Annotated in this window: 19 protein-coding genes and 2 pseudogenes; 9 read left to right on the top strand and 12 right to left on the bottom strand. The window is 74.9% G+C overall.

What is annotated here, in order from left to right; all coding sequences use genetic code 11:
- Positions 1 to 7: 7 nt before the first annotated feature.
- Together ACPU2J_RS04360 and ACPU2J_RS04355 are read right to left on the bottom strand one after the other, a co-directional pair.
- Positions 8 to 307, bottom strand: coding sequence for a hypothetical protein (locus ACPU2J_RS04360; protein WP_420081655.1), 300 nt, complete (start codon positions 305 to 307; stop codon positions 8 to 10).
- A 114-nt stretch (positions 308 to 421) separates the two neighbouring features.
- Entirely contained in the window at positions 422 to 880 is a 459-nt protein-coding gene (locus ACPU2J_RS04355) for a nitroreductase/quinone reductase family protein (protein ID WP_423832799.1), read from the bottom strand.
- Between the two features lie 195 nt (positions 881 to 1,075).
- On the opposite strand from ACPU2J_RS04355, the gene ACPU2J_RS04350 reads away from it, so the two are divergent.
- The 3 genes from ACPU2J_RS04350 to ACPU2J_RS04340 all read left to right on the top strand — a co-directional run bounded on the left by ACPU2J_RS04350 (position 1,076) and on the right by ACPU2J_RS04340 (position 3,975).
- Positions 1,076 to 1,774, top strand: coding sequence for a TetR/AcrR family transcriptional regulator (locus tag ACPU2J_RS04350; RefSeq protein ID WP_420081657.1), 699 nt, complete (start codon positions 1,076 to 1,078; stop codon positions 1,772 to 1,774).
- A 183-nt stretch (positions 1,775 to 1,957) separates the two neighbouring features.
- On the top strand, positions 1,958 to 2,944 hold the full coding sequence (locus ACPU2J_RS04345) for a spherulation-specific family 4 protein (RefSeq protein ID WP_423832798.1): 987 nt from the start codon (positions 1,958 to 1,960) through the stop codon (positions 2,942 to 2,944).
- 353 nt (positions 2,945 to 3,297) lie between these two features.
- Positions 3,298 to 3,975, top strand: coding sequence for a M15 family metallopeptidase (locus ACPU2J_RS04340; protein ID WP_423832797.1), 678 nt, complete (start codon positions 3,298 to 3,300; stop codon positions 3,973 to 3,975).
- A 6-nt stretch (positions 3,976 to 3,981) separates the two neighbouring features.
- Here the strand turns inward: ACPU2J_RS04340 and ACPU2J_RS04335 are convergent, their stop codons facing one another.
- The 3 genes from ACPU2J_RS04335 to ACPU2J_RS04325 all read right to left on the bottom strand — a co-directional run bounded on the left by ACPU2J_RS04335 (position 3,982) and on the right by ACPU2J_RS04325 (position 5,736).
- On the bottom strand, positions 3,982 to 4,164 hold the full coding sequence (locus ACPU2J_RS04335; RefSeq protein ID WP_420081660.1) for a hypothetical protein: 183 nt from the start codon (positions 4,162 to 4,164) through the stop codon (positions 3,982 to 3,984).
- Between the two features lie 306 nt (positions 4,165 to 4,470).
- Complete coding sequence (locus tag ACPU2J_RS04330; RefSeq protein WP_423832796.1) at positions 4,471 to 4,899, bottom strand: hypothetical protein; 429 nt, start codon at positions 4,897 to 4,899, stop codon at positions 4,471 to 4,473.
- Between the two features lie 93 nt (positions 4,900 to 4,992).
- Complete coding sequence (locus tag ACPU2J_RS04325) at positions 4,993 to 5,736, bottom strand: maleylpyruvate isomerase family mycothiol-dependent enzyme (RefSeq protein ID WP_365073411.1); 744 nt, start codon at positions 5,734 to 5,736, stop codon at positions 4,993 to 4,995.
- Between the two features lie 37 nt (positions 5,737 to 5,773).
- Here ACPU2J_RS04325 and ACPU2J_RS04320 point away from each other — a divergent pair, with 37 nt between their 5' ends.
- Together ACPU2J_RS04320 and ACPU2J_RS04315 are read left to right on the top strand one after the other, a co-directional pair.
- A complete protein-coding gene (locus tag ACPU2J_RS04320; protein WP_423832795.1) occupies positions 5,774 to 6,427 on the top strand; it encodes an alpha-ketoglutarate-dependent dioxygenase AlkB family protein in 654 nt (217 codons plus the stop codon).
- 43 nt (positions 6,428 to 6,470) lie between these two features.
- Positions 6,471 to 7,739 (top strand): ROK family protein, encoded by a 1,269-nt coding sequence (locus tag ACPU2J_RS04315; RefSeq protein WP_420081663.1) that lies wholly within the window; start codon positions 6,471 to 6,473, stop codon positions 7,737 to 7,739.
- 193 nt (positions 7,740 to 7,932) lie between these two features.
- On the opposite strand, the pseudogene ACPU2J_RS04310 reads toward ACPU2J_RS04315, so the two are convergent.
- Positions 7,933 to 8,505, bottom strand: a pseudogene (locus tag ACPU2J_RS04310) (ATP-binding protein); the annotation flags it as partial.
- A 199-nt stretch (positions 8,506 to 8,704) separates the two neighbouring features.
- On the opposite strand from ACPU2J_RS04310, the gene ACPU2J_RS04305 reads away from it, so the two are divergent.
- Complete coding sequence (locus ACPU2J_RS04305) at positions 8,705 to 9,877, top strand: PLP-dependent cysteine synthase family protein (protein WP_365073402.1); 1,173 nt, start codon at positions 8,705 to 8,707, stop codon at positions 9,875 to 9,877.
- A 44-nt stretch (positions 9,878 to 9,921) separates the two neighbouring features.
- Here the strand turns inward: ACPU2J_RS04305 and ACPU2J_RS04300 are convergent, their stop codons facing one another.
- The gene (locus ACPU2J_RS04300) at positions 9,922 to 10,407 is read right to left on the bottom strand and encodes an SRPBCC family protein (RefSeq protein ID WP_423832794.1); all 486 of its coding nucleotides are present in this window, start codon (positions 10,405 to 10,407) and stop codon (positions 9,922 to 9,924) included.
- Between the two features lie 227 nt (positions 10,408 to 10,634).
- Between ACPU2J_RS04300 and ACPU2J_RS04295 the strand changes: the two genes are divergently transcribed.
- Positions 10,635 to 13,082 carry a hypothetical protein gene (locus ACPU2J_RS04295; RefSeq protein ID WP_420081665.1) on the top strand — a complete coding sequence of 816 codons (2,448 nt, stop codon included), beginning with the start codon at positions 10,635 to 10,637 and terminating at the stop codon, positions 13,080 to 13,082.
- Here ACPU2J_RS04295 and ACPU2J_RS04290 read toward each other — a convergent pair.
- From ACPU2J_RS04290 to ACPU2J_RS04270, 5 genes are all read right to left on the bottom strand, one after another.
- The gene (locus ACPU2J_RS04290) at positions 13,033 to 15,495 is read right to left on the bottom strand and encodes a right-handed parallel beta-helix repeat-containing protein (RefSeq protein WP_423832793.1); all 2,463 of its coding nucleotides are present in this window, start codon (positions 15,493 to 15,495) and stop codon (positions 13,033 to 13,035) included. The two genes, ACPU2J_RS04295 and ACPU2J_RS04290, sit on opposite strands and share 50 nt — an antisense overlap.
- A 145-nt stretch (positions 15,496 to 15,640) precedes the next feature.
- Positions 15,641 to 16,309 (bottom strand): Rv1733c family protein, encoded by a 669-nt coding sequence (locus ACPU2J_RS04285; RefSeq protein WP_423832792.1) that lies wholly within the window; start codon positions 16,307 to 16,309, stop codon positions 15,641 to 15,643.
- Between the two features lie 345 nt (positions 16,310 to 16,654).
- The gene (locus ACPU2J_RS04280) at positions 16,655 to 17,479 is read right to left on the bottom strand and encodes an MOSC domain-containing protein (protein ID WP_423832791.1); all 825 of its coding nucleotides are present in this window, start codon (positions 17,477 to 17,479) and stop codon (positions 16,655 to 16,657) included.
- Between the two features lie 54 nt (positions 17,480 to 17,533).
- On the bottom strand, positions 17,534 to 18,037 hold the full coding sequence (locus tag ACPU2J_RS04275) for a DUF6643 family protein (protein WP_399817648.1): 504 nt from the start codon (positions 18,035 to 18,037) through the stop codon (positions 17,534 to 17,536).
- A 247-nt stretch (positions 18,038 to 18,284) separates the two neighbouring features.
- Positions 18,285 to 19,466 (bottom strand): glycosyltransferase, encoded by a 1,182-nt coding sequence (locus ACPU2J_RS04270; RefSeq protein WP_423832790.1) that lies wholly within the window; start codon positions 19,464 to 19,466, stop codon positions 18,285 to 18,287.
- Positions 19,467 to 19,897: 431 nt separating this feature from the next.
- Between ACPU2J_RS04270 and ACPU2J_RS04265 the strand changes: the two genes are divergently transcribed.
- Positions 19,898 to 20,689 (top strand): glutamate racemase, encoded by a 792-nt coding sequence (locus ACPU2J_RS04265; protein ID WP_423832789.1) that lies wholly within the window; start codon positions 19,898 to 19,900, stop codon positions 20,687 to 20,689.
- Between the two features lie 173 nt (positions 20,690 to 20,862).
- Positions 20,863 to 22,443: pseudogene (locus ACPU2J_RS04260) on the top strand (ABC-F family ATP-binding cassette domain-containing protein); the annotation flags it as partial.
- Positions 22,444 to 22,489: the final 46 nt, after the last annotated feature.

Here is a 22,489-nt window from a genome sequence, read left to right as displayed (position 1 = left end):
GGCCCCGTCAGGGGACGTCCCGGCCGATCGCCCGGAGCACGTCGGCGAGCCACACCAAGTGGTGGCCCACGGCTCGGTCCTGGTCGGCGAGCAGATCCTCCAGGTGCTGCCACGACTCGGAGAGCTGTCCGACGGTGAGGGAGCGGGGTTCGCTGCCCATGTCGTGGAGCTCGTCGGCCGGGACGGACCAGAACAGGTCCTCGCCGAGCGACACGGTGGGCCCGGCCGACGCTTCGACGTGCCGCAGCGCGACGTCCAGGGCGCGGCGAAGCTGATCGATGGGGATCTGCAGGGGTTCACTGACCATGCCCGCCATCCTCACCCGTGCATGGCGCCGACGGCTCATCCGCCGGGCTCAGGGTCGGCGAACGGTACGACGCGGTCAGAGGGCGAGGGCTGGGGCGGTGAGCCGTGCGGAGGGTCAGTCGGACGGTGTGATGCGGAAGACCGGGTGGTCGCCGACGATCGCGAGGATGTCCGCGTCGGAGGACTTCGCGCCGACACCGCGGAAGAACCGGTCCACCTCCCAGCCCCACTTCTCCAGGTACGTCCGCAGGATCGCGGCCTTCAGACCCGGGTCGGTGATCTCGGTGGCGGTGAAGATCCGGACCCTGCGGCCGACACGCAGCTCGCCGCCGCCCGCGACCCGCATGTTGCGGACCCACTGGGAGTGGCCGCGCGCCGACACGAGGTACTCGGCGCCCTCGTACGCGTGCGGATTGACCGGGATGCGCTGCATCGTTCCGGAGGTGCGGCCCCGGACCGAGAGTTCGGCGCTGCCGGCCAGGCTGATGCCGTGGCGGGCCAGCCTGCCGAGGAGCGCGTTGAAGCGCTGGACCAGCGGACCGGCCTGGGCGTAGTACGGGGCGGGCGCGTTCACGAGGACCTCCGGGGCGGGTCTGCGGGCGGTCGGGGCAGCCTGGGGCAAGCGTGCGGAGAGCGGTGCTCCCAACTGAGATCACCGTCTGAGACCAGTGTGCACGGATCGGTGCACCAAAACAAGAGCAGTGCTCTCGCTTCGGAGCGGTAATCCGATTCATGGGCACTGCTCCGCGCCCATGGCACACTGACCCGCATGAACACCGTGCGAGGGGCCAGGGAACGGGCCCGCATCGAGGTCACCGCAGCCATCAAGGACGAGGCCCGCCGGGCCCTGGCGGCCGAGGGCGCCGCCAAGCTCTCCCTCCGCGCCGTCGCCCGAGAACTGGGCATGGTCTCGTCCGCCGTCTACCGCTACTTCCCCAGCCGGGACGAGCTCCTGACCGCTCTCATCATCGACGCCTACGACAGCGTCGGCGCCGCCGCCGAGGCGGCCGACGCCCGTGCCCTCGCCGACGGTGCCCCGCCCCGGGCCCGCTGGATCGCGGTCTGCGAGGCCTTCCGCGCCTGGGCCCTGGAACACCCGCACGAGTACGCCCTGGTCTACGGTTCCCCGGTCCCCGGTTACAGCGCGCCCGCCGACACCGTCGGACCGGCCTCCCGGGTGGCCGAGGTCCTGATCGGGATCCTGCGCGCCGCCCACGAGGGCCGCGGCCTCGCCCTGCCGCCGCTGCCCGCCGGGCTCCGCCCCGAAGCTGACCGGATGACCGCCGACTTCGCCGCGGGCCTGCCGCCCGAGGTCACGGCCGCACTGGTCGCCGCCTGGGCGCAGTTGGCGGGGATGGTCTCCTTCGAGCTGTTCGGACAGTTCCACCGGGTCGTCGAGGACCGTGCCGCCTTCTTCGCGCACACTGCCGGTCAACTGGCGTACGCGGTCGGGCTGCCCACCGCATGAGGAGGGGCGGGCCGCCGGGGTTCGGCCGGGGTTCGGCCGGGGTTCGGTCGAGGTTCACATGATGAGGCGATGGTTCGATCGTCTGTTCCTCGCACCAATCCGGGAGGTTCAGCCTTGAACCACGGGGTGCGCGTCTAGTGTTCCTCGGGACCCCACCCCCGCCTCCGTCGGAGGAAACGTTTCATGCCTCGCGCCGTGAAGGCCCTGTTCGCCGTTCTGGCCACCGTCCTCCTGGCCGCCCCGGCTCCGTCCGTCACCGCGCCCGCTCCCGCCCGCCACGTGTCCGCCCCCGCCACCGGGAGCGGGGCGCCGCAGCCCGGTTCCGACCCCGCCCGGGAGCCCGCCCCGACGCCCACCCCCCGGCTGCCGGGCGTACGGGGCCTGGACATCGGCGTCCCCGCGTACGTCCACACGAACGACCGGATGCTGTCCGACCTCACCGCCACCTCCCCGGCCCCCTCGGTCGTCGTGCTGAACCCCGGCAACGGCGACGCCCCCTTCGACTCCGCCTGGCGGGCCCGCGCCGACGCGCTGCGCGCCCGTACCACGTCCACCGGCGAGCGGACCCGGGTGCTCGGTTACGTCCACACCGACCACGGCAACCGCCCCGCCGCCGCAGTGAAGGCCTCCGTCGACAACTACCTCAAGACCCCCGACGGCCGTCTCCACGTCGACGGGATCTTCTTCGACGTCGTCAGCCGCGACTGCGGACCGGACAACGCCACCCGCGACCACTACGCCGAGCTGCGCCGCTACGTCCAGGAAGCCATGGACGCGGCCGACCCCACCGTGCCGGACCTCGTCGTCAACAACCCCGGCACCGCCATCGCAGACTGCTATCTGGACCCCGGCCGGCGCACCGCGGACGTGTTCGTCACGTACGAGGACACCTACGCCGCCTACACGGGTGCCGGCTGGCTCGGCGGGAACGTCTTCGACCACCTCACCGGCTACCGCTCAGGCACCGAACTCGACCCCAGCGGAACGGCCTTCTGGCACCTGGTGCACGACGTTCCCGACGACGCGGCCATGCGCGCCACCCTGCGCACGGCGTTCGACCGGGGCGCCGGTTACGCCTACGCCACCGACACGGTGATGCCCAACCCCTGGAACAAGGGGCCCGGCTGGAAGTACGCCGCCCAGACCCGCTACGCGGCCACCCTGGGCTGAGCGCCCGGCGCGCCGCGCCCCACGACACCTGTCACCGTCACCGTCACCGTCACCGTCACCGTCACCGTCCCAGGGTGTTCATCAGGACGATCGCCGTGAGGTTCGCGAGGATGACCACCACGACGACGGTGATCGTGGCCCATGACCGCTGTGATTCGTCGAGGTCCACGGTCCGCCTCCCGGCCGGGGTGCGACGTGTTCTGCACCGGCCTCCTGCCATGGTGGCCCGCATTCCGCCGACGCACCTCCCGAGGACCGGGCCGCTTCCGTGCGGCCTGCCCCCACCGGCAGGAATTCACCCGAACGGGCGAGTTTGGAGCTCGCTCGTCGCGCGGCCGGACGTACCGTGAAGCGTGCGCCATACGCCCGTCTCACTGGCCGCAGCCCTCACCCTGTGCGTGGGCACGCTGTCGTGCACCGCGCAGCAGGCGCCGCCGCCGGCGGCGATGCCGCTCGCGCGGGCGCCCGCGCTGGCGGCGGAGGTCGTGGACGTGCCCGCCGGGAAGCTCGGCGCCAGTCACCGGCCCGGATGCCCCGTACCCCCCGACCGGCTCCGGCTGATCCGGATGAACCACTGGGGCTTCGACGGCCGCCTCCACCGCGGTGAGCTGATAGCCCACCGTGACGCCGTGGAACCCCTGCTGCACGTCTTCGGCCGGGCCTTCGACGCCCGCTTCCCGATCCGGCGGATGCGCGTCATGGCCGAGTACGGTGGCGACGACCTCAAGGCCATGGCCGACGACAACACCTCCGCCTTCAACTGCCGCCAGGTGGTGGGCGACTCCGGCAAGCTGTCGCGGCACGCGTACGGCGACGCCGTCGACATCAACCCCCTGGAGAACCCGTACGTCGACGTCCGTGGCGTGGTGCATCCGCCGGCGGGTCGGGAGTACCTCCGCCGTACCGCGTCCCGCCCCGGAATGATCAAGGACGGTGGTCCGGTCGTGAAGGCGTTCCGCGACGTCGGCTGGTACTGGGGCGGCCGCTGGAGCAACCCGGACTACCAGCACTTCTCCGCCACCAGCGGCTGAAGGCGGTCACCCCCACTCCGACCTCTCGACCAGGCGGCGGTACCACCAGAACTCTGTCCGCCACGGGCGCCGGTCCGCGAACGGGTCCGGCAGAGTACGGCGCTGGAACACCGCGTCCATGGGCTTCACGAGCCGGCCCAGCTCGCCACGGGCTCGGTCCGGCAGCCGCTCCAGCACCTCCTCCGGCATGTCGCGCGCAGGTCTGACGTCGTCGAGGGAGCACCCGGTGCACGAGCAGAATGGCCAGGCTCGCGCCGGCGGAGAGTCCATGGATCCGGAACGGTGGGGTCGGCCCCCAGACGCGGGAGGCCGGTTGTTCGGCGCGCAGTGCGCGCGGCCGTCTACGCGGCATCGGCCTTTCGACACATGATCATGTGAGCCATGATGCCAGGCGTCCATGGCCCGCCGTACCGGGTTCCCGGCGCCCGCCCCGGCGACCCGAGGGCCAGCAGAGCAGACAGGGCCTCCGGTACGGCTCGCCGGGGCCCGGCGGTTTCAGAGTTCCTGGTTGCGGGCCAGTTCGGGCCATGACAGGTCGCGCAGTGCGGGGTCCGCGTCCTCGCCCGAGGGGACGGTCGCGGTGGACTGGAACCAGGCCACCGCGAGGACCGAGTGGTGCAGCACCGGGTCGAGTGCGGGGTCGACCGTCGTCGACCGGAACATTCCGACGCAGGCCACCGCGGGCAGCGTCTCGGCGGGTCCGAAGGCGCCCGTGTGGTCCGGGTACGCGCGGACCGGCGGGACCAGGTGGACCGGCGCCGTGGGGAACTCGCGTTCGGCCTCCCGTCGCAGCGCGCCGACCTTCATGTCGTTGAGGCGCTTGAACGGGTAGCCCTCCAGCAGTCCTCCGTAGGTCGAGGACATGGACAGATGGGTGAGCTCGATCGAACGACCGCACGACAGGATCACGTGGCTCAGCGACATCCCGTCACCCTAGGCGCATGATCGGATGTCGTCATGCGAGTTCCGGCCGGCCCGGCCCTCCGCGGCCCCGCCCCGCACGGCGCCGCCGCCCGGTCAGATTCCGGCCGTCTCCTCCCACAGCCGGGCCACCGCCAGGTCGCCCGTCACGCCCGGGCCCGCCAGCGGCAGGCGGTTCCACAGGGCCGCGTACAGCCAGGCCGCCTCGTCCGTCACCTCGCAGTCGGCCGGTTCCCCCGTGTCGCCCTGCACGGTGCGGGCCGGCGCCGCCGACAGGTGGACGGTCCAGACCGCGCCGGTGTCCGCGGCCCGCACCCGCAGGACCCGCGGCTCCGCGGTGCGCACCCGGCTGCGCGGCCGGGCGTGGAAGCCGGTCAGCAGCTCGTCCACCCCGTCCTCCGCGAAGGCCGGGTCCAGCGCCGAGAACAGCACTCCGTGCGCCGCCTCCGCGTCCAGCCGGTGCACCGCTGTCTCGTGCGCCTGGCGGCGGGCCCAGAACTCCAGGGGCGAGGCCGGGGCGGTCGGCAGGAAGGTCCAGCACTGGACGTCGGCCGGGGCCTCGGTCAGGACGCGCACCAGGTCCGCGTGGCCCTCGCGGAACCACGCCAGCAGCTCCGCGCCCACCAGCTCCGGAGGGTCGGGGAAGGCGACCGGTTCCAGCCGCCCCTCCGCGACGTACGCGGCCGCCCACCGGTGCACCGAGCCGGTGTGGCGCAGCAGATCGGTGACGCGCCAGCCGGGGCAGGACGGGACCGGCGCGTCCGTCCCGGCCCGCTCGGCCACGTCCGCGAGCAGCTCGCCCTCGCGCGCGATCGTCTTCACGTACTCGGTGGTCTCCATACCGGGAGTCTTACCCGCCCGGCCCGACAATGGGGGGATGGACGGGGAACTCTTCCCGCGCGAGCGGACCGTGATCGCCCCCGGCGCCGTGCACGTCCCCGACTGGCTCGGGCCCGCCCGGCAGGCGGAGCTGCTGGCCGCGTGCCGCGCCTGGGCGCGCCCGCCTGCGGGCCTGCGGACCGTGCGCACCCCCGGTGGCGGGGTGATTAGCGCCCGGCAGGTGTGCCTGGGCCTGCACTGGTACCCGTACGGTTACGCCCGCACCGCCGTGGACGGCGACGGCGCACCGGTCAAGCCGATGCCCGGGCGCCTCGTGGAGCTGGGGAGGGAGGCGGTGGCCGCCGCGTACGGGGAACCTCCGGCGCCCGGCGAGGCCTACGACATCGCGCTGATCAACTTCTACGACGGCGACGCGCGCATGGGGATGCACCGGGACGCGGAGGAGCGGTCGCAGGCCCCCGTGGTCTCGCTCAGCCTCGGCGACAGCTGCGTCTTCCGCTTCGGCAACCCGGACTCGCGCGGCCGCCCGTACCAGGACGTCGAGCTGCGCAGCGGGGACCTCTTCGTCTTCGGCGGCCCGAGCCGGCAGGCCTATCACGGGGTGCCGAAGGTCCTGCCGGGGACGGGCCCGCCCGAGCTGGGGCTGACCGGGCGGCTCAACATCACCCTCCGGGTGGGCGGGCTGCACTGAGGGGCGGCGAAACGGCACCCCCGATCATGCGAGGATCGTTGCCATGAACGGCAACGGGGCCCCGCCGCGGGTGGGGGATGCGACCACGCCATCCGTGTCCGGTACGGGCGCGCGGACCCGGCTGGAACGGGGCCGTGGCGCGCTCGGGCCGGCGCTGGAGCTCGTCCACACCGGCCGGGCCCCCACCCGTGCCGTCCTGACCGCCGAGCTCGGCGTCACCCGGGCCACCGCCGGGGCCGTCGCCGCCGAGCTGGAGGCGCTCGGGCTGATCCGGGTCGACTCCCGGCCCGGCGGGGCCGGCGGCACGGGCGGTGCCCAGGGGCGCCCCTCGCACCGCCTCTCCGTCGCCGAGGACGGCCCGGTGGCGCTGGCGGCCCAGGTCCACTCGGACGGCTTCCGGGCGGCCCTGGTCGGCCTCGGCGGCCGGATCGTGGCCACCGCGCCGGGCAAGGTCACCGTCTCCGCAGACCCGGCGCAGGTCCTCGGCGCGGTCGTCGACGCGGGCGCGGTGCTGCTCGCGCGGAGCGGCCGCCGCTGCGTCGGCGCCGGGCTCGCGGTGCCGTCGGCCGTCGCGGAACCGGACGGTACGGCGCTCAACCCGCTGCACCTGGCCTGGCCGGCCGGATCGCCCGTACGGGAGATCTTCGCGGAATGCGTGAAGGCCGCCGGGATCGACGGTCCGGCACTGACCGGCAACGACGTCAACCTCGCGGCCCTGGCCGAGCACCGCCACGGCGCCGGGCGCAGCGCCCAGCACCTGCTGTGCGTGGCGACCGGGCACCGCGGTGTGGGCGGCGCGCTGGTCCTGGACGGCCGTCTGCACAGCGGCAGTTCGGGCCTGGCGCTGGAGGTCGGCCATCTCACGGTGAACCCGGAGGGGCGGGCCTGCCACTGCGGCGGACGCGGCTGCCTGGACGTGGAGGCGGACCCGCTGGCCTTCCTCACCGCGGCGGGCCGCAGCCCGGGCCCGGAGGTCTCGCTGCTCCAGCAGGCCCGCGACCTGCTGCGCGACGAGCCGGGGGAGCCGGCGGTACGGGCAGCCACGGAGGAGCTGATCGACCGCCTCGGCCTCGGCCTCGCGGGCCTGGTGAACATCCTGAACCCGGACCGGATCATCCTGGGCGGCCTGCACCGGGAGCTGTTGCACGCCGACCCGGAACGACTGCGGGCCGTGGTCGCGGACCGGAGCCTGTGGGGCCGCAGCGGAGGGGTGCCCATCCTGCCCTGCACCCTGGACCACAACAGCCTGGTGGGCGCGGCCGAGCTGGCCTGGCAGCCGGTGCTGGACGATCCGCTGGGCGCGCTGGCCTGAGCAGGCGAAAGCCCCGCCGGCCGTGACGGTGCCGCCGCGCTCACCTCGGCCGCCCCAGCCGTGATACCGGCGCTGCCCGGCCCGTGCCTCAGCCGGGACGGAGTCCGGCGGCCGGTGCCGTCGACGGCAGCCCCGCGGGAATCCCCGCCGGAACCCCCGCGGGGACGCCGGCCGGAACGGCACCCGGAACCCCCGCGGGCTCTCCGGCGGGCAGCCCCGCGGGCAGGGCGTCCGGCAGTCCCGCCGGAACGGGAGCGGAGCCGGGGCCGGAGCCGGGGTCGGCGCCGACGAGCAGCGTGCGCGCGGGTTCCCGTACGGGCGTGGTGACGATCCGGGCCGGTTCGGGCTGCGGCACGGGGGCGGGGGCCGCCGTGAGCGAGAACCAGACGGCTTTGCCGCGCCCGTCGGCCTGCTGCCGCACGCCCCAGGACTCGCTGAGCGCCGCGACGAGCGCGAGGCCGCGCCCGCCGGTCTCCATCGCCCCCACCGGTGCCGTTCGCAGCACGGGGAGCCGCGGATCGCTGTCGATGACCGATACGGTCAGGCGACCGAGGCGGAGTTCGATCTCGACCACGCAGGTCTTGTCGGGCTGCGCATGTCGGTGGACATTGCTGAGCAGTTCCGTCACGCCGAGCGCAGCCCGGTCGATGAGGGGATCGAGCTGCCAGTGGCGCAGCTGGGCCGAGACGATCCTGCGGATTTGGCCGATCCGCGACGGCAAGGCCTGCAGTTCGACGACGCAGTGCCTGCGGGAATGACTGATCACGGCTGCGACTCCCCGACATGAGTGTTACGGGTGCTGCACCCTCGGTAATGCTCCACCAGGGTCACCCACGGTCCCGCGCAGTGCAACCGAACGCGATCGAAAGCGATCCGCATGGAAACCCAAAGTGACTGTTTGTGCAGGTGAGAGAGGTACATTGCGAAAGGAGGGGGCGAATTACATCCATGAAGGAGCGCGGCGCATGAGTACCACCGGCACCACCCGCACGACCGGCCCGAGCGGTACCGGCACCACCACCGGCCGGACCGCGACCACCGTCGACGTCGACCGCAGCGACGCCGAGTACCGTGCCTGGCTGAAAGAGGCCGTCCGCAAGGTCCAGGCCGACGCGAACCGCTCCGCGGACACCCACCTGCTGCGCTTCCCGCTTCCCGAGGCATGGGGCATCGACCTCTACCTGAAGGACGAGTCCACGCACCCGACGGGCTCTCTCAAGCACCGCCTCGCGCGCTCGCTGTTCCTCTACGCCCTCTGCAACGGCTGGGTCCGTCCGGGCCGTCCGGTCATCGAGGCCTCGTCCGGTTCCACGGCCGTCTCCGAGGCGTACTTCGCCAAGCTGATCGGTGTCCCGTTCATCGCGGTGATGCCGCGCACGACCAGCCCGGAGAAGTGCCGCCTCATCGAATTCCACGGCGGCGAATGCCATTTCGTGGACGACCCGATGAAGATGTACGAGGAGTCCGCGGACCTCGCCGCGCGCACCGGCGGTCACTACATGGACCAGTTCACCTACGCGGAGCGGGCCACCGACTGGCGCGGCAACAACAACATCGCGGAGTCGATGTACCAGCAGCTCAGGCTGGAACGCTTCCCCGAGCCCGCCTGGATCGTGGCGACGGCCGGCACCGGCGGCACCTCGGCGACCATCGCCCGCTACGTGCACTACATGCAGCACGACACCCGCATCTGCGTCCCCGACCCGGAGAACTCCTGCTTCTTCGAGGGCTGGACGAACAACGACCCGGACGCGAGCAGCGACTGCGGCTCACGCATCGAGGGCATCGGGCGGCCGCGCATGGAGCCGAGCTTCGTGCCGGGCGCCATCGACCGGATGATGAAGGTCCCGGACGCGGCGTCCGTCGCCGCCTGCCGCGCGCTGGAGACGGCCATAGGGCGCAAGGCGGGCGGCTCGACCGGCACCGGCCTGTGGAGCGCCCTGAAGATCGTCTCGGAGATGGTGGAGGCCGGCCGCACGGGCAGCGTGGTCACCCTGCTGTGCGACCCGGGCGACCGCTACCTGGACAAGTACTACTCCGACGAGTGGCTGGCGGCCCAGGGGCTCGACATCGCCCCGTACACGCAGACCCTCGACACCCTGCTGACGACCGGCGTCTGGCGCGAACCGGCCGCCTGAGCCGCCAGACCCACCCGGGCCTGAGCCGCGACGCCCGCCCGGGCCTACGCCGTGCCGTGCGTCCGGGCGAGGCGGGAGTCCAGGGCGCGGACCGCGCGGCGGAAGGAGTGGCCCAGCCCCGGGCGGGCCGCCGTCAGCCCCAGCCGGAACGGGGCGCTGCCGTCCGCGGCAAAGGTCCACCGCACCTGCGTGCCGGAGCCCGACGGGGTGAGCAGCCACTCCTCCAACAGGGCCCGCACACCGGGCGCGTTGGTGGTGTCGACCCGGTAGGCGTAGCGCCGCTCCGGATCCGCCGCCATGATCGTCTCCGCGAAGCGGACGCCACCGGCCAGCCGTACCTCCCGGCCCGCGCCGCCGTGCGTGGGCCGGGCCAGGGTCACCGCCCCGAACCACTCCGGCCAGCCCTCCACCTCCTCGGCCAGCGCCCGGTACACCGCCTCCGGCGGGGCCGCGGCCGTGGTCGTGAACACCAGCCGGACCGGTGCGTCCCCGACGAAGTCGAGCCCCACCGGGCGGAGTCGGCGAGCCATGGCAGTACCTCCTGGGGCCGAAGAACGGGACCTGCGTCCGCGTCACCCTAGCCATCCGCGCCCGCCCCGTCCGCAGCCCTGCCCCGTCCGGTCACGCCGATTCACAGGAACTCCCCACCGCCCCACGGACATACCCGGCGGATTCCCTCGAACGGGGCCTGGGCAGCGCCCTCCTCGCGCGGGATGCTGGAGCGCGAGCGTCCCGCCCCCCGTGAGCGGAGGTCCCCGTGCCGGACCACCCCCCGACCGACCCGCCCCTCGCCCTCGAACTCCTCGTCCACGGCGTCGCCGGCGCCGCCCCCGCCGACCTGCTCGGCGACCCCCGCACCGTCCGCATCACCGGCGACTCCACCGCCGCCGTCTTCCGCCGCGCCGACGACGCCGACGCCGAGGCCCACCCCGAGCGGTACGCCGGCCGGCCCGTCCCCGAGGCCTACTGCTGGTCCCGGCTCACCTCCGGCAACGGGGCCCGCGCCCTGTGGCTGCTGCTCCTGCCCTTCATGGTGGTCAACCTCGCCCACTGGGCCCGCCCCGCCCAGTCCGCCACCGACCCCGCCCCCCGCACCGTGCGCACGTACGGCGTCCTCGTACGGGTCGTCGCCCTCTCCCTGACGGTGCTGCTCATCGCCGCCGCCTGCGAGGTCTCCCTCGACCTCGTCGCCTGGCAGTGCGCCGGCTCGGCCACCTGCACCGGATCCCACTCCTGGCTCGGCTTCCTCGCGCCCGGAGCCGGCTGGTGGGCCCAGCCCGGGCGCCGCCTCGCCCTCGGGGCCCTGGTCCCCGCCGCGCTCACCTGCCTGCTGTGGTACCTGGCCGACCGCACCTGGAGCGCCTACGAGTCCCAGCCCCCGCCCGCCGGCACGGCCGACCCGGACATCGCCTCGGACACCGCACCCGCGCTCGGCCGACCCGGATTCTGGTACGGGCGCCGCATCGTGGCCCGGCTGCGCGCCGCGCACACCGCCGCCGGACTGCTCACCGTGGCGGTGGCCGTCGCCGTGCCCACCGTCCGCCACGACCGGCGGGCGGACGCCCCCGCCCTGGAAGCCCTCGGCTGGAGCCTCCAGGCCCTGCTCGCCGCCGCCGCGCTCGCCGTGGCCTGGGTCGTCTGCCGCCGCGGCCGGAGCGAGGACCGCCCCGACCACCGGCTCGACCGGGCCGCACTGACCCTCCTGCCCGCCTCCTCCCTCGCCCTGCTCGCCGCCGTCCTGCTCTACGCCTGCTGGTCCCGCCCCGGCTGGACCTCCACGGGACGGCTGCCCGGGGACTTCGCCTTCGGCGTGCTCATGCTCGGCCAGGGGCTGTGCGTACTCGCCCTCGCCGGAGTCGCCCGTTCCCTGCAGCGCCGCGCCCCCGACCGGTCGGTCGCCCTGGGCGGTCTCGGCGGGCCCGCCGTCGCCATGCTCGGCTGCGCCCTCGGAGGAGTGATGTCCGGCGGCGTCGCCCAGCGCGTCGCCGACTGGCTTGACGGCGCGGCCACCCCCGGCACGCCGGGCGCGCCGCTGCCCGGACCGCCGGTCCTGCTGTCCTGGCAGGCCGCCGTGCTCCCGCCGCTGCTCCTCGTCCTCGCCCTGCTCGCCGCCTGGTTCACCGTGCGCGGCGGCCGGGCCCGGCGCAGGCTCGCCGAGTCCGTGGCGGACGAGTACCCGGGGGAGACCCCGGACCGCGACCGCAGCCGCCGCATCGCGGGCGCGCGGACCGCCGCCGCCCTCACCGACTCCGCGCCCTGGTTCGTCGCCGCCGTCTCCGGGGTGACGCTGGTGCTCGGCGCGGGCGCCCTGGCCGGGGCCTGGCTCAGTGGCGAGGTGCCCGGCGAGGCCGCCCGCGGGACCCTGCCCGTGCTGGAGACCGCCGCCCGTGCCGCCCAGGACGCCGGGTCCTGGCTCGTGGGCTTCGGATTCGTCCTCTTCGTCGCCTGGGGCCGCCGCGCCTACCGCGACCCCGCCGCCCGGCGGACCATAGGGATCCTCTGGGACGTCGGCACCTTCTGGCCGCGGGCCGCCCACCCCTTCGCCCCGCCCTGCTACGCCGAGCGCGCCGTGCCCGACCTGACCTGGCGGATGGCGGGCTGGACCGAACGCACCGGCGGCCGGCTGGTGATCTCCGGGCACTCCCAGGGCAGCGTGCTGGCCGCAGCGGCCGTCTGGCAGCTGCCGCCGCCCGTCCGACGCCGGGTCGCCCTGCTCACCTACGGCTCACCGCTCGCCCGGCTCTACGGCCGCTGGTTCCCCGCCTACTTCGGCCCCGGCCCGCTCGCGGCCCTCCACCAGGAGCTCGACTGCTGGCGCAACCTGTGGCGGGCCACCGACCCCATCGGCGGCCCCGCGCTCCCCGGCCCGCACGGCACGGCCCTGTCGGCCGTGGACCGGGGGCCGCTGCCCGACCCGATCGCCTACGGGCGCAGCGCCCTGTACCCGCTGCCCGCCCCGATCCTCGGCCACGCCGACTACCAGGCCGACCCCGCGTTCGCCGCCGAACGCGACGCCCTGCTCGCCCTGCTGGACACCGCCGCACGCACCGGCGTACCGGGTCAGCGGCCGGCCGACGGGTCCGCCGGCACCGGCACCGGGTCCGCAGACACGGCCACCGGGCCCCCGGGCACCACCGCCACCGGGCCGGCCGGGCTCAGCAAGGAGCCGCGAGCGCCGGGAGGTCCGCCGGGAACAGCAGGGTGAGGTCGTCCGTGCTCGGCTCCGGCAACTGGGCCACCCGCCCCGCGTGCCGTTCCACCATCGACTCGAAGGTCTGGCGCGCGGTGCGGCCGTTGCCGAAGGCCGGCCCCTTGGGAAGCTCCGCGAAGTACGTGAGCAGGGCCGCCGCGGTGCCCTCGGCGAGGTGGTACTCGTGCTCCTCGGCCTGCTGTTGCACGATCCGCAGCAGCTCGCCGGGACCGTAGTCGCCGAAGGCGATGGTCCGGGAGAACCGCGAGGCCACCCCCGGGTTCACGGACAGGAAGCGCTCCATCTCCGCCGTGTACCCGGCGACGATCACCACCACCGCGTCCCGGTGGTCCTCCATCAGCTTCACGAGCGTGTCGATGGCCTCGCGCCCGAAGTCGCGGCCCGAGTCCTCCGGCGCCAGCGCGTACGCCTCGTCGATGAACAGCACCCCGCCGCGCGCCCGTTCGAAGGCCTCCTGCGTGCGGATCGCGGTGGATCCGATGTGCTCGCCGACCAGGTCCACCCGGGACACCTCGACCAGGTGCCCGCGTTCCAGGACCCCGAGGGAGGCCAGGATCTCCCCGTACAGCCGGGCGACCGTGGTCTTGCCGGTGCCGGGGGAGCCGGTGAAGACCAGGTGCCGGCGCACCGAGGCGGCCTTCAGCCCCGCCCGCTGCCGGCGCCGGCCCACCTCGATCATGTCGGTCAGCGCCCGCACCTCGCGTTTGACGCTCTCCAGCCCGACCAGCGCGTCGAGCTGGCCCAGGACCTCCCCGGAGCCCCGCGACCCGGGCGGCGGGCCCGCGGCGGCCTGCTCCGCCGGCGCGCCGTCCGACGGCCGCGGTACGGACGCCTGCGCGGGCTCCGCCGCCGGCTGCTGCACGGCGGCGACCGTACGCGCCCCCGCCCGCACCCCGGCCGTCGGGCCGCCCGGGACGCTGCGGCCCGACGGCCGGGTGCCGGACTCGTCGGCCGTGCACTCCTCGGCCAGCGGGCCCTCCTCGGCGAACTCGTAGCCGCCCCGGGCGCAGCGCTCGGTGTGGCAGCGCGTCAGGGTGGTGCGGCAGCCGTCGATGACGTGGAAGCCGAAGCCCGAACTGCCCGACACCCGGCAGGAGGTGAAAGTGCCCCGGCCGCCGGCCGACACGTAGAAGCCCGCCTCCGCCGGGGAGGTGACCGTGCACCGCTCCAGGGAGGGGTCGGCCCCCTTGGTGACGATCACGCCGGTCTGCACGGCGTCGATGGTGCATCCGGCGAGGGTGCCGCCGCTGCCGTGGTCGCGGAACCAGGCGCCCGTCGCCGCCTCGCGGATCCGGCAGTCGTCGAGCTCGGCCGTCGCCCCGTCGCTCACCGACACGGCCGTGTTGCGCACCTGGGAGAGGTCGCTGTCGGTCACCTGCACGCGCGAGCCCCGGTCCAGGACGAACAGCGCGTCCGGCACGTCGTGCACCCGGCAGGAGTCCAGGGAGGCGGTCGCCCCGTCGCTGACCCACACCGCCGGGTAGTCGCCCGTGCTGTCGTGGATCTCGCAGGACTCGGCGTCGACCCGGGTGCCCGGGTCCCACACGGACAGGCCGTTGCGCCCGAAGCGGCGCACCGTGGTCCGGCCGAGGGTGAGCACCGAACGGGACCGCAGGTCGACGGCGTTCTCCGGGATGTCGTGGATGTCGCAGCCGGACAGGGTGAGCACCGCGTCCGTGTCGAGGGTCACCCCGTCGGTGGAGGTGCGGTGCACCGAGCAGTCGGTGAGCCGGGCCGCGGCCCGCGCGGCGATCTGCACGCCCGTGCCCTTCACCTCGTACACCTCGCAGCCCAGCGCCTCCAGCCCCGAGCCCTCGCCGGTGACGGTGATGCCCGCGCCCGTGGCGTGGTGGATCCGGCAGCGCTCCAGCCGGGGCCGGCCGCCGCCGCGCACGGCGACACCGGTCTGTCCGGAGGACAGGACCTCGCACTCCTCGAACACCCCGCCGCCGCCGTCCAGTACGGCGATGCCGACTCCGGCCGGGTTCTCCACGGTGCACCGCCGCACCACGGGCCGGGCCCCGGCGCCGCGCACCTCGATGCCGGCCGCCGACCAGGTGCTCACGCGCAGGTCGGTCAGCTCGGGGGAGCCGTCCTCGACCAGCAGCGCCGGGGTCGCCCGGTCCTGGCCCTCCAGGTGCAGGTCCTGGATCACCGCCGAGGCGCGGACGGTCAGTGCCACCCCGTCGAGGGGGGCGATCCGCACCGAGCCGAGGCCGCCCTCGGGCCCGCGCAGGGTGACCGCGTGCTGCACCACCAGGTTCTCCCGGTAGGTGCCCGGGGCGATGGACAGCACGTCCCCGTCGCCCGCGACGGCGAGCGCGGCGGCCAGCGTCGGATATTCACCGGAGCGGCGCCGCCACCGCGAGGATCCGCCGTGCGTCACCTGGACCGTGCCCTGAACCATGGTGCTGTCGTGCCCCCACCCTCGTGCTCGCGCTGCCGATACGACCGCAGCTGCCGACGTCCGAAGCCACTCGAGCCACTGAAGCTACTGGAGCGACGGTCCGGCCGCTCCACCGTAGCGCGCGCGGAGCCGCCGGGCCGCCAGGTCAGCTGCCCGCATCCGCCCGGCCCCAGTCGGGACCGACCGCCGCCCACGCCCGGTCCAGGCGTACGTACCGATGATGCATGAGCCGTCGTACGACCAGGCGCCGGACGGTCTCGGCCAGGACGGCCACGCTGATCGCGGCGGCCAGGCCCGCCATCCCGGCGTGGAAGGAGGCCGCGGCGGGGTCGAGCGGCTGCCCCACCACGCGCCCCCGCTCGTCCGTCCATATCCGGAACCGGTCGCCGGGATGGGGTGGTTCCTCCGCGGCGGGCACCGTGCCCTGGTGGCTGCTGCCGTCCGGCGCGGTCCACGAGGCCACGATCTGCGTGCGCTGCGGAGAGCTCCGCTGCACCGCGGGATCCGCGGCCGACTCCGCCCGGTCCTGCACCTCCTCCTGTGCTTCCGCCTGCGCCTGCGCTTCCGCCGGCCGCTCGTCCGGCCCGGCGGCGGGCCGGACCACCACCGCGGGAACGAGATGGCGCTCCTGCCGCTGCTCCCGGGCGGCCCTCTGCAGGGTCCCGTCCACGCTCAGGCCCGCAACCCAGCCGATGGCCGGAGCCACCACCAGGACGCAGACCAGGGCGGTGAACGCCACCCATGCCTCGAAGAGATCGGTCGGCCTGCGCAGCGGATTGCGCCTCCACCGCCACACACCCATTGCTGTCCGCACGGTCCGGCTCCCCCTACTTGCGCCAGTCTCCGTCTGCCTTGCGCGTCCGTGGTCGTCCGCCCGCCCCGGGGACGCATTCCGGGACGTGCGGTTCGAGCGGCACCCGATGCGCCGCCGATGCTCCGGGGCTCAGGTGCTCCGGTGCGGCCGGTGGCGCGGGTGTCCCTCTTGTGGTGCCTCTGCCTTCTGCCTGATCCAACGGCCTGGTCACGCCGCTTGGTTCCGGCTCGGGGGCGGAGCCCCCCGAAGGTGTCATTCCGATCGTCCGGTCGCCGCCCGTCGGCGCCGGTCGGGCCCGTCTGCGGCCCGTATTTCCGCGCGTCGGCGGTCCGTCGCGGTGGCCCGTCAGTCCAGGACGCGCACCTCGTCGCCGACCCGCAGGGTCCCCAGCCGCAGCGGCACCAGGAGCCGTCCGAAGGCCAGCGACTTCCCGATCCGCCGGTGCCGGGCCAGGGTCTTCAGGGGTTCCTTGCCGCGCTCCGCCGTCGCCTGGTCGGTCGTGGTGACGACGCAGCGGCCGCATTCCCGTGCCCCGCGGAAGACCGCGTCACCGATCGCGACGCGCCGCCAGCCGTCCTCCGCCCATGCCTCGGCGCCGGACACCACCACGTTGGGGCGGAACCGGTCCATGGGCAGGGGGCCCTCCTCGGGATGATCCCCCTGTGCGATCAGGGAGTTGAGGGCGTCGAGCGAGGCGAGCGTGGCGATCAGCAGGGGATAGCCGTCGGCGAGGCTCACCGTCTCGCCGGGCAGTGCGTAGTCCGGGTCCACCGGGCGGCGGACGGCCGGGTCGTCCAGATGCACCAGGCGTACCGGTTCCCCCAGGTACGCGCTGAACCAGTCGGCCGCGGACCGTGCCGCGACCACGGTGTCGACCTTCTTCCCGAACAGGGTCACCGGCTCCAGCGGTCCCGGCTCGGGCTCCTCCACCACCAGCTCCGCCATGCCCGGAGCCGTCACGGCGATCCGGCCCGCGCCGGCCGGGCGCGCCGCCGCGAGGGCGAGACGCGCGTGGCGGCGCTGGGTGAGCACCGTGCCCCCGGTGTCGATCAGGGCCCAGCGCCGGTCACCGGACAGCCCCCAGGGCTCCACGGCCACCGCGTCGGGAGCGAACCCCGCCACCGATTTGACGGGATGGACGTGGAGGGCCTGAACGTGCAACTTGGACATGGGGAAATACTGCCAGGCCCCGGCGCCTTCCCGGCGGGCGCGAGGGCCTTTCCGTCAGTAGCCGCGCCCCTGGTAGGGCCGGCCGTACGGGTCCTCGTACGAGGCGGCCGGAACCGGAGCCACCTGCATCGGCCGCGGCGCGGCCGGACGCATGGCCTCGTACCCCGTGCCCATGGCGGCCGGGCGGGGCTGCTGGGGCTGGGGCTGCGCGACGAACCCGCCGCGCGCGGCCACCGGCTGCTGCTGCGGGATGTACGGCGCGGGCGCGTTCTGCAGCGGCATCGGCTGCGGCGCGGCCTGCTGCTGGTACGGGTAGCCGTAGGCCGGGGCCTGCTGCTGGGGCGCGGCCGACGGGAGCGCGGGCAGCGCGGAAGCGAGGGCCGGGAGGTAACCGCCGCTCGAATAACCCGCGCTCGGGGACTCGTAGGCGGCCGGGACGCGGATCGGGGCGATCTGCGGTGTACCCCGTTCGGCGACGAGGGAGTCGTAGATGGGGGTGTCCGGGAAAGAGGGCGCGGAGTAGTAACCGCCGCCATAAGTGGAGCGGGGGGAGGTCATGAGACATAAGTTAAGCCCACGGCTTCACCGGGTCCATAGCGAGGTGCCGTCAACCCCGCCCTGACCTGCATATTCGCAGGTCAGAGCCACAGCTTTCACTTGGCGTTCACGTGCACGATTTCGTCACTTCCGCCCCGGCTTGCGGCAACTCGTACCCACCGGTTGTGCGTTGCACCGACTTCGTGCTGACGCAGCGTCACAATGCGGTGACCTCGGAAGACGTCTGCTCCGGTCCGGGGCCGCCGGTTCAGGCGTCGCTGGGCCGGGCATAGGTGCGGCCCTTCCACGACGCCCCGCGGCCGCGATGGTGCTGGACGGCCGAATCGACCGTCATCAGGAGGTAGAGCAGGGCCGTGAGCGGAAGCAGCGGGGCCAGGGCGGGGGGCAGGCCGTAGTAGCGCAGCATCGGCAGGTAGGTGCCCGCCATCAGCAGCCATGCCGCGCCGCCCGCCCACGCGAGGGCGGCGTGCCCGTACGCGAGACCCGTCAGCAGGGCCGCCGGCGGTACGAGGTAGACGAGCGTCAGACCGGCGACCGTGCCCGCCAGCACCGCGGGCCGGTGGCGCAGTTGGGCGTAGGCGCTGCGCGAGACCATCCGCCAGAGGTCCCCGAGCGCGGGGTACGGGCGCACGCTGTCCACGCGCTCGGCCAGCCCCAGCCAGATCCGTCCGCCCTGGCGCCGGACCGCGCGGGCGAGGGACACGTCGTCGATGACGGCCTGCCGGATGCAGTCGGGGACCCCCGCCCGGACGGCCGTCTCCGTGCGCAGCAGCACGCAGCCGCCGGCGGCCGCGGCGGTCCGCGAGCCCGGCCGGTTGATCCGGCGGAAGGGGTAGAGCTGCGCGAAGAAGTAGACGAACGCCGGTACGACGAGCCGCTCCCAGAAGCCGACGACGCGCAGCCGGGCCATCTGCGAGACGAGGTCCAGCCGGGCGCTGGTGGCGGCGGACACCAGCTCGCGCAGGCTGTCGGGCTCGTGGGCGATGTCGGCGTCGGTCAGGAGCAGGAAGTCGGGCTCGCCGTCGCCCGCGGTGCGGGCGTGCGCGATACCGTGGCGCAGGGCCCAGAGCTTGCCGGTCCAGCCGGGGTCGGGGTCGCCGGCGGAGAGGACGGTCAGGGGCAGTCCGGGCTGCTCGGCGGCGAGCCGGAGCGCGAGGGCGCCGGTGCCGTCGGTGCTGCCGTCGTCGACGAGGAAGATCCCGGCCGCGCCCGGATAGTCCTGGGCGAGCAGCGAGGGCAGGCTCAGTGGGAGCACGGCGGCCTCGTCCCGGGCGGGGACGACGATCGCGACGGACGGCCAGTGGGCGGGGGCGGTGCGCGGGGGGAGACGGACGTCGGTCCGCCAGAACATGCCCTGGGCGAGGGTGAGCCAGAGCCATGCGGCGAGGGAGGTGCAGGCGGCGGCGGTGGCGACGGTGAGGAGGCCCATGGCGGCAGTGTGCCCGGCCCCGGGGGGCCTGTCCCGCACCCACCGCCCCCGGTGCGCCGTCGCCTCCCGGCGGGGGATGCCGACCGGCCTGCGCGGGCTGTGGCGGCCCGGGCCGCCGGCCGGGGTGGTTGCACACCGGCCTGCACCGACTGCCCCCGGTGCGCCGTCGCCTCCCGGCGGGGGGTGCCGACCGGCCTGTGCGGGTTGTGGTGGCCTGGGCGGGCCCGCGCCGAACGGGAGCCGGGACCGTCCCGGTCGGCCGCGTCGGTCCGCGGCGCAGAGTCGGCCCGCGCCGCCCCGCCTCGTCATCGGTCGCGGCGGTTCCGGGCCGTCCGGGGCGGTGGGGGATGCTCGGCCGGTTCCGGCCGTCGGCCGGGGCCGTGGGGCCGTCCGTACGGCGTGGCGCGGGTGGGGTCGACTAAGGTGGCCCGGTGAAGATCGCGCTCATGGACTCCGGAATCGGCCTCCTCGCGGCAGCCGCGGCGGTACGCCGGCTGCGGCCGGACGCGGATCTCGTCCTGTCCTCCGACCCCGACGGGATGCCCTGGGGTCCGCGGACCCCCGCCGACCTCACCGAGCGGGCCGTCGCCGTCGCCCGGGCCGCCGCCGCGCGCCGTCCGGACGCCCTCATCGTGGCCTGCAACACCGCCACCGTGCACGCCCTGGACACCGTGCGGGCGGAACTGGAGCCGGACATCCCGGTCGTCGGCACCGTGCCGGCGATCAAGCCCGCCGCGGCCGCCGGGGGCCGCGTGGCGATCTGGGCCACTCCCGCCACCACCGGCAGCCCCTACCAGCGCGGGCTGATCCGCGACTTCGCCGCCGGGGCCCGTGTCACCGAGGTGCCCTGCCCCGGCCTCGCCGACGCGGTGGAGGCCGCCGACGACGGGGCCGTGAGCGCGGCCGTCGCCGCGGCCGCCGCGCTGACCCCGGCCGACGTCACCGACGTGGTGCTGGGCTGCACCCACTACGAGCTCACCGAGACCCCGATCCGGTCCGCGCTCGCCGCGCGGACCGGGGGAGCCGGGCTCGTCTTCCATGGTTCGGCCGAGGCCGTCGCCGTCCAGGCGCTGCGCCGCCTCGGCGTGGCGCCGGAGCCCGGTCTGCCGCGCACGGGCGGGCTGACCGTCCTGCGCAGCGGCCGCGAGGGGGAGCTGCCGGCCGCTGCCCTCGCCTACGCCGAGGGCAGGCTGCTCGCCGGCCTGGGTGCCCCCGTAGGCTGATGCCGCCGCGCTGACCCGGAGCCCCGCCCGACCCGTTTCCGCCCCACCGGCCCCTGCCTCCACTCCCTGACGAGACGATCCGTCTTGCGTTCCGTCCGGCCCTGGTCTATCGTCGACCGTGTTGCGAGACGAAACGGTTCGTCTCGTTAAATCGTCCATCGAAGGGACCGCCCTTGCGCACTCCACTCGCCTCCACCCGCATCGTCCTGTCCGAGGTCACCAAGAGCTACGACACCCGCGTCGTCCTGGACCGGGTCAGCTGCACGGTCCGGCCCGGCGAGCGGGTCGGTGTCGTCGGCGACAACGGCTCCGGGAAATCCACCCTGCTCCGGCTCCTGGCCGGGCTCGAACGCCCCGACCACGGCGAGGTCACCGTCACCGCACCCGGCGGCGTCGGGCACCTCGCCCAGACCCTCGACCTCCCCCCGGACGCCCGCGTCGGCGACGCCGTCGACCTGGCCCTCGCGGACCTGCGGGCCCTCGAACGCCGCATCGCCGCCGCCGAGTCGGCCCTGCACCTGGCCGGCCCCGAGGGGCTCGCCGCGTACGCCGACCTCCTCGCCGCCCACGAGGCGCGCGGCGGGCGCGACGCCGAGCGCCGGATCGCGACCACCCTGCGCCGCCTCGGCGAGCGGACCCCGATCGACCGCGACCGCAGGCTCGGCACCCTCTCCGGCGGCCAGCGTTCACGGCTCGCCCTCGCGGCCGCCCTGGCCTCCGGGCCGGAGCTCCTCCTGCTCGACGAGCCCACCAACGACCTCGACGACGAGGCCGTGGCCTGGCTGGAGGAGCACCTGTGCGCCCACCGCGGGACCGTCGTCGCCGTCACCCACGACCGGCTCTTCCTCGACCGCGTCACGACCGCCGTCCTGGAGGTCGACCAGGACCGCCGTACGGTGCGCCGCTTCGGCAACGGCTACGCCGGCTTCCTGACCGGCCGCGCCGCCGAACGGGCCCGCCGGGAGCGGGAGTACGAGGAGTGGAAGGCCGAGGTCCGGGACGCCGAGCGGCTCGCGGAGACCAACATCGGACGGTTCGCCGCGATCCCGCGCAAGCTGCCGCGCGGCTTCAGCGGGGCCGGGGCCTTCCGTGCCCGCTCGCGCACCCACGGCGCCGCGAGCCGTGTCCGTACCGCCCGCGAACGACTGAACCGGCTGCACGGGAACCCGGTCCCGCCGCCCCCGCGGCCGCTCGTCTTCACCGGGCGGTTCACCGAGGGCTCGGCTGGGGTGACCGAACTGGCCGGCGCCGCCCTGCCGGGACGGCTCCGACCGGTCACCCTGACCCTCGCCCCCGGAGAACGGCTCCTCGTCACCGGCCCCAACGGGGCCGGGAAATCCACCCTGTTGCACCTGCTCGCCGGGCACCTGCCGCCCGTACGCGGGGCCGTGCGCACCCCGGCGCGCGTCGGACTGCTGCGCCAGGACGACCCGTGGTCGGGCGAACCCCGCTCGGCCGCCGAGGTGTTCGGGGAGGAGTACGCCGAGCAGGTCGCCGCCCTGGGGCTGCTGGCCCCGGACGACCTCACCCGCCCCGTACGCGCCCTGTCGGCCGGCCAGCGCCGCAAGCTGGAGCTGGCCCGGCTCGTGACGCGCCCCCTGGACCTGCTCCTCCTCGACGAACCGACCAACCACCTGGCGCCGGCCGTCGTGGAGGAAATGGAGGCGGCCCTCGCGCAGTTCGGCGGCACGCTGGTCCTCGTCACGCACGACAGGCGGCTGCGCGCCGGCTTCCGCGGCCGACGTCTGGAGCTCCGGCCGGACGAGCCCTCCCCGACCCCGCGGCTCTCCCGGCCCGCTC

Source organism: Streptomyces manipurensis (genome assembly GCF_049570255.1).
Taxonomy (GTDB): Bacteria; Actinomycetota; Actinomycetes; order Streptomycetales; family Streptomycetaceae; genus Streptomyces; species Streptomyces manipurensis.
This window is presented reverse-complemented; position numbering and strand designations above follow the sequence as displayed.

What these genes read in the sequence shown, in the direction of transcription:
- ACPU2J_RS04330 (WP_423832796.1), bottom strand. Translation starts at nt 4,899, where the DNA reads ATGTCGCTGAGCCACGTGATCCTGTCGTGCGGTCGTTCGATCGAGCTC.
- ACPU2J_RS04320 (WP_423832795.1), top strand. Translation starts at nt 5,774, where the DNA reads ATGGACGGGGAACTCTTCCCGCGCGAGCGGACCGTGATCGCCCCCGGC.
- ACPU2J_RS04360 (WP_420081655.1), bottom strand. Translation starts at nt 307, where the DNA reads ATGGTCAGTGAACCCCTGCAGATCCCCATCGATCAGCTTCGCCGCGCC.
- ACPU2J_RS04290 (WP_423832793.1), bottom strand. Translation starts at nt 15,495, where the DNA reads ATGGTTCAGGGCACGGTCCAGGTGACGCACGGCGGATCCTCGCGGTGG.
- ACPU2J_RS04305 (WP_365073402.1), top strand. Translation starts at nt 8,705, where the DNA reads ATGAGTACCACCGGCACCACCCGCACGACCGGCCCGAGCGGTACCGGC.
- ACPU2J_RS04335 (WP_420081660.1), bottom strand. Translation starts at nt 4,164, where the DNA reads ATGCCGGAGGAGGTGCTGGAGCGGCTGCCGGACCGAGCCCGTGGCGAG.
- ACPU2J_RS04350 (WP_420081657.1), top strand. Translation starts at nt 1,076, where the DNA reads ATGAACACCGTGCGAGGGGCCAGGGAACGGGCCCGCATCGAGGTCACC.
- ACPU2J_RS04280 (WP_423832791.1), bottom strand. Translation starts at nt 17,479, where the DNA reads ATGTCCAAGTTGCACGTTCAGGCCCTCCACGTCCATCCCGTCAAATCG.
- ACPU2J_RS04300 (WP_423832794.1), bottom strand. Translation starts at nt 10,407, where the DNA reads ATGGCTCGCCGACTCCGCCCGGTGGGGCTCGACTTCGTCGGGGACGCA.
- ACPU2J_RS04270 (WP_423832790.1), bottom strand. Translation starts at nt 19,466, where the DNA reads ATGGGCCTCCTCACCGTCGCCACCGCCGCCGCCTGCACCTCCCTCGCC.
- ACPU2J_RS04345 (WP_423832798.1), top strand. Translation starts at nt 1,958, where the DNA reads ATGCCTCGCGCCGTGAAGGCCCTGTTCGCCGTTCTGGCCACCGTCCTC.
- ACPU2J_RS04315 (WP_420081663.1), top strand. Translation starts at nt 6,471, where the DNA reads ATGAACGGCAACGGGGCCCCGCCGCGGGTGGGGGATGCGACCACGCCA.
- ACPU2J_RS04275 (WP_399817648.1), bottom strand. Translation starts at nt 18,037, where the DNA reads ATGACCTCCCCCCGCTCCACTTATGGCGGCGGTTACTACTCCGCGCCC.
- ACPU2J_RS04325 (WP_365073411.1), bottom strand. Translation starts at nt 5,736, where the DNA reads ATGGAGACCACCGAGTACGTGAAGACGATCGCGCGCGAGGGCGAGCTG.